General features: G+C 50.3%; 4 protein-coding genes. 1 reads left to right on the forward strand and 3 read right to left on the reverse strand.

Going from position 1 to position 3,195, the window contains the following annotated elements:
- Window positions 1-98 precede the first annotated feature (98 nt).
- The 3 genes from QZ280_RS02325 to QZ280_RS02335 form a co-directional block, all read right to left on the reverse strand.
- Complete coding sequence (locus tag QZ280_RS02325; RefSeq protein ID WP_293440703.1) at window positions 99-851, reverse strand: PhnD/SsuA/transferrin family substrate-binding protein; 753 nt, start codon at window positions 849-851, stop codon at window positions 99-101.
- Between the two features lie 52 nt (window positions 852-903).
- Window positions 904-1,824: a fatty acid desaturase family protein gene (locus QZ280_RS02330; RefSeq protein WP_293440704.1), complete on the reverse strand. Its 921-nt coding sequence runs from the start codon at window positions 1,822-1,824 to the stop codon at window positions 904-906.
- A 235-nt stretch (window positions 1,825-2,059) separates the two neighbouring features.
- Window positions 2,060-2,521: a hypothetical protein gene (locus QZ280_RS02335; RefSeq protein WP_293440705.1), complete on the reverse strand. Its 462-nt coding sequence runs from the start codon at window positions 2,519-2,521 to the stop codon at window positions 2,060-2,062.
- Here QZ280_RS02335 and QZ280_RS02340 point away from each other — a divergent pair.
- Window positions 2,520-3,195: class 1 fructose-bisphosphatase (locus tag QZ280_RS02340; protein ID WP_293440707.1), on the forward strand; the 676-nt coding region annotated here is incomplete at its 3' end. The genes QZ280_RS02335 and QZ280_RS02340 overlap by 2 nt on opposite strands.

The raw sequence follows: 3,195 nt of genomic DNA on the forward strand, positions 1-3,195 counted from the left end.
CGCTCTTACTGCTTCGAGATCGCGATCCCGAATGGCGCATCGCTAATCCTGAAGCACAAGGCGAACAATGTTGTATCAGGCCTCACGGGTGTTATGGCTTACGGGATTTTTTCATCAGGATTGCGAACCGCCAAATATGCGTCAGCTGGAATGCGCTCGATGCACTTAAAATCCAGCAAAGCCCTATCCGAATTTTTCAACGCTACAATCGCCTGCGCCACCGCATCAAAAATAGCATCCTTATCCTGAGCAAGCGCAGTGATTAAGGGCAAGCCAGGCGTTGGTGTCGTCCACTCAAGCACGCGTAAACGCGCAGCCACGGGCTCATACCGTTCAACATTGCGCCAGGTTTGCGCATCAAGCGCCGCAATATCTGCGTGTCCTTCAGCCACCGCTTTGGCAGAGGCCACGTGCCCTTGGGAATGGAATGTTTTTTCGAACCAAAAACCAAGCGCTTTAACGTGCCAGAATGCAGCAGCATAACCTGATTGAGAATGCACTTGATTATAGGAAAAAATCGCATCTTTATAAGCTCTTAGATCCTCACGTGAATCATCTGCATGCACCACAAAGGCGCTGCGATAGTAACCCGCAGGACACTCTTGCAGAGCATAGTCTGGGGTACCGATAAGCTGAACTTTGCCATGCAGCCAAAGCCGGTATGGCATACCGCAAGTCTGGCTAAGAACCATTTTGGGATCAGTCCAAACGGAATTCGTATCCGCGTCCTGCGAGAGCGTTTCAGGCGCAGCAATTCCATTGTCTGCCAAAGCGGATCGGATCAAATCCCAAAAGCGAGCATGTGCACCCTGAAGTTCAGGACGTTCGTACATCATGAGATTGGCAATCATTCTGGCTTGATCCTTGCGCTGACGTGCTTTCCGCCCTTTTGAAGTCAAGTAATTACTTTTTCAAGCCCTCTGCGACATAGCTTTTGTTGAACGCCACATAGCCATTTTCAAGATGCACGATGTGCGCACGAATGTGTTCATGAAATACGGGAAGCTTGTGAAAGGGTACCGCGGGATAGGCGTGATGCTCAACATGAAAGGGCATATTCCAGGCCAAAAACCGTATGATCCGATTAGTCAAAGTGGTGCGCGTGTTTTCCAGCATTGACGCCACATTCGGGCAACGCCCATGTTCTGCCAACAAGTAGCCGCGCAGAAACGGCGCGCCGAGCACGATCGGTAAAAGCCAGACGTAGAACAATATCGACGACCGCAAGAGCAAACTCACCACAACAATACCGCCGTAAAGCGCCAATTGAACACGAGCCTCACGCATAACTTTCGAACGGCCGCGCGCAGGGACATAGGCATCTTCGTTGATCCAGAACGCATTGCGCAAGAGCGTCACGATGCGGTCCTTCGTTTCAGGCAAACCAGACATATATTTCAGATATTGCCAAAAGCTTTCAGGCTTGGGCGAAGCCAGCTCCGGATCGTTCTCGGGATTATGAGTGAAGCGGTGATGCGCAAAGTGAAAATAGCGAAACCAGTCAGGGCCAAGAAACACCAAAAATCCGCAGATGCGGCCGACCCAAACGTTCAGTGCATTCGTCTTAAACGAGGTGCGATGCACAGTTTCATGTAAAGTCGTGAACAGGAAGCAGATCAAGATGCCTTGCGACAACATCAACAAAAACGAAAGAATGACAGAAATTTGGTTTTGGCCAATAGCAATCAATGCGCCGACGAAGGAGATAGCGCCTGCATGCAGTCCGAAATGTCGCAAGCCATGAAAATCATCCTGCGCGAGCAGGGTTTGCCGTTCTTGTGCAGACAGGTTTGAAATCAAGGCTTTGTGGTCGAAACCTGACATGCTGCACTCCACCCCCCCCGATTGATCGAAACAGCCACAGAAGTTAATAGAAATCAATACGAAATGTTAGGCTGAAATCCTGTTTTACATCCGTTGCGACACTGTCGGTGTAGGGGGCGTAATAGGCTTCGAATTTGCCAAGTTAGGTGTCAAAGCCAACACCCGAACCAGCAGAGGTTCGGATTTCCATGCCCGAATTTAATACGTCAGCGGGCGTTGTATTCGTGCCAATACCCTAATCCGAGCCGACATCGTAGAAGAGGAAGTTCTCAATCTTGGGCTGGTTCGGGAAGATAGGCAAAAGCACGTCCTTGCGCTCGTGATAAGCGTGCACAAAGGCCTCATTGCTAATGACATATTCAGGATCAGTGCGCGCACCCTTAGAGACGTTACCAATCGTAATGTAACCGGGCGCATATGTGACACCGCACAAGTCCAGCTCTTCACGCGGTTTTTCTGCTGTTTTGGCGAAATTTGACAAAACAAGCCCTTCGTAAACACACATGATGCGCACGGCGATATACTTCGAAGTAACAAATACTAACCACGGCGAAGAGAGAAAATGGCACCGTTTTGGGTCGCCTTTGAAGCTTGCCAAATCATCAAGCCAATTGATCCCACCCAATGTAGAGGTGACATCCCTGCCCCTTATGTTAAATGCTTTCTCAAACGCGATCCGTTCAAAGGAGCCTACCATGTTAGAAGCCCAAATGACCTTTCGTCAGTTCTTGCTACACGATTATCGTCATTCGGGTTTAGAAAAGGACTTGGTTTTTCTGCTCGAAGACATCGCGACCGCCTGCCGGATCATTTCCAACCATGTGCGTGACGGGGCATTTCACAACAACCTTGGCGCAGCCGGCAGCACCAACATTCAAGGAGAAACGCAAAAGCAGCTTGATGTGATAGCCAATGAAGAGTTCGTGCGTCACTGCGCCAATTGCTCGCGAGTGGCGGCCTTGGTGTCCGAAGAAGTGGACAACGTCTATTGGCTCAAGAAAGAAACCAAAGCGGGCGACTACATCGTCTATTTTGACCCCCTCGATGGTTCGTCGAATCTAGATGTAAACCTCTCTGTCGGCTCGATCTTTTCTATCGTTCGAATCGCAGAGCCGATTGATCCTAACGATGAAGCCTCCGTTCTGCGCCCCGGCAATGAACAAATTTGTGCAGGCTATTCCGTCTATGGCCCCTCCACATCCCTCGTCATCACAACTGGTTATGGCGTCAATGGCTTCACTCATCAGCAAGGCACAGGCGAGTTCCGCCTTACCTTCCCCGACATGACGATCCCCGAGACCACTAATGAGTTCGCCATCAATGCCTCGCGCTATCGCCTCTGGGACGAACCGATCCGCAGCTATTTCAACG

The sequence above is a fragment of the Planktotalea sp. genome, assembly GCF_018607995.1.
Classification (GTDB): Bacteria; Pseudomonadota; Alphaproteobacteria; order Rhodobacterales; family Rhodobacteraceae; genus Planktotalea.

Excerpts from the sequence above, each read along its gene's own strand:
- QZ280_RS02325 (WP_293440703.1), bottom strand. The coding sequence starts at position 851 with ATGATTGCCAATCTCATGATGTACGAACGTCCTGAACTTCAGGGTGCA.
- QZ280_RS02335 (WP_293440705.1), bottom strand. The coding sequence starts at position 2,521 with ATGGTAGGCTCCTTTGAACGGATCGCGTTTGAGAAAGCATTTAACATA.
- QZ280_RS02330 (WP_293440704.1), bottom strand. The coding sequence starts at position 1,824 with ATGTCAGGTTTCGACCACAAAGCCTTGATTTCAAACCTGTCTGCACAA.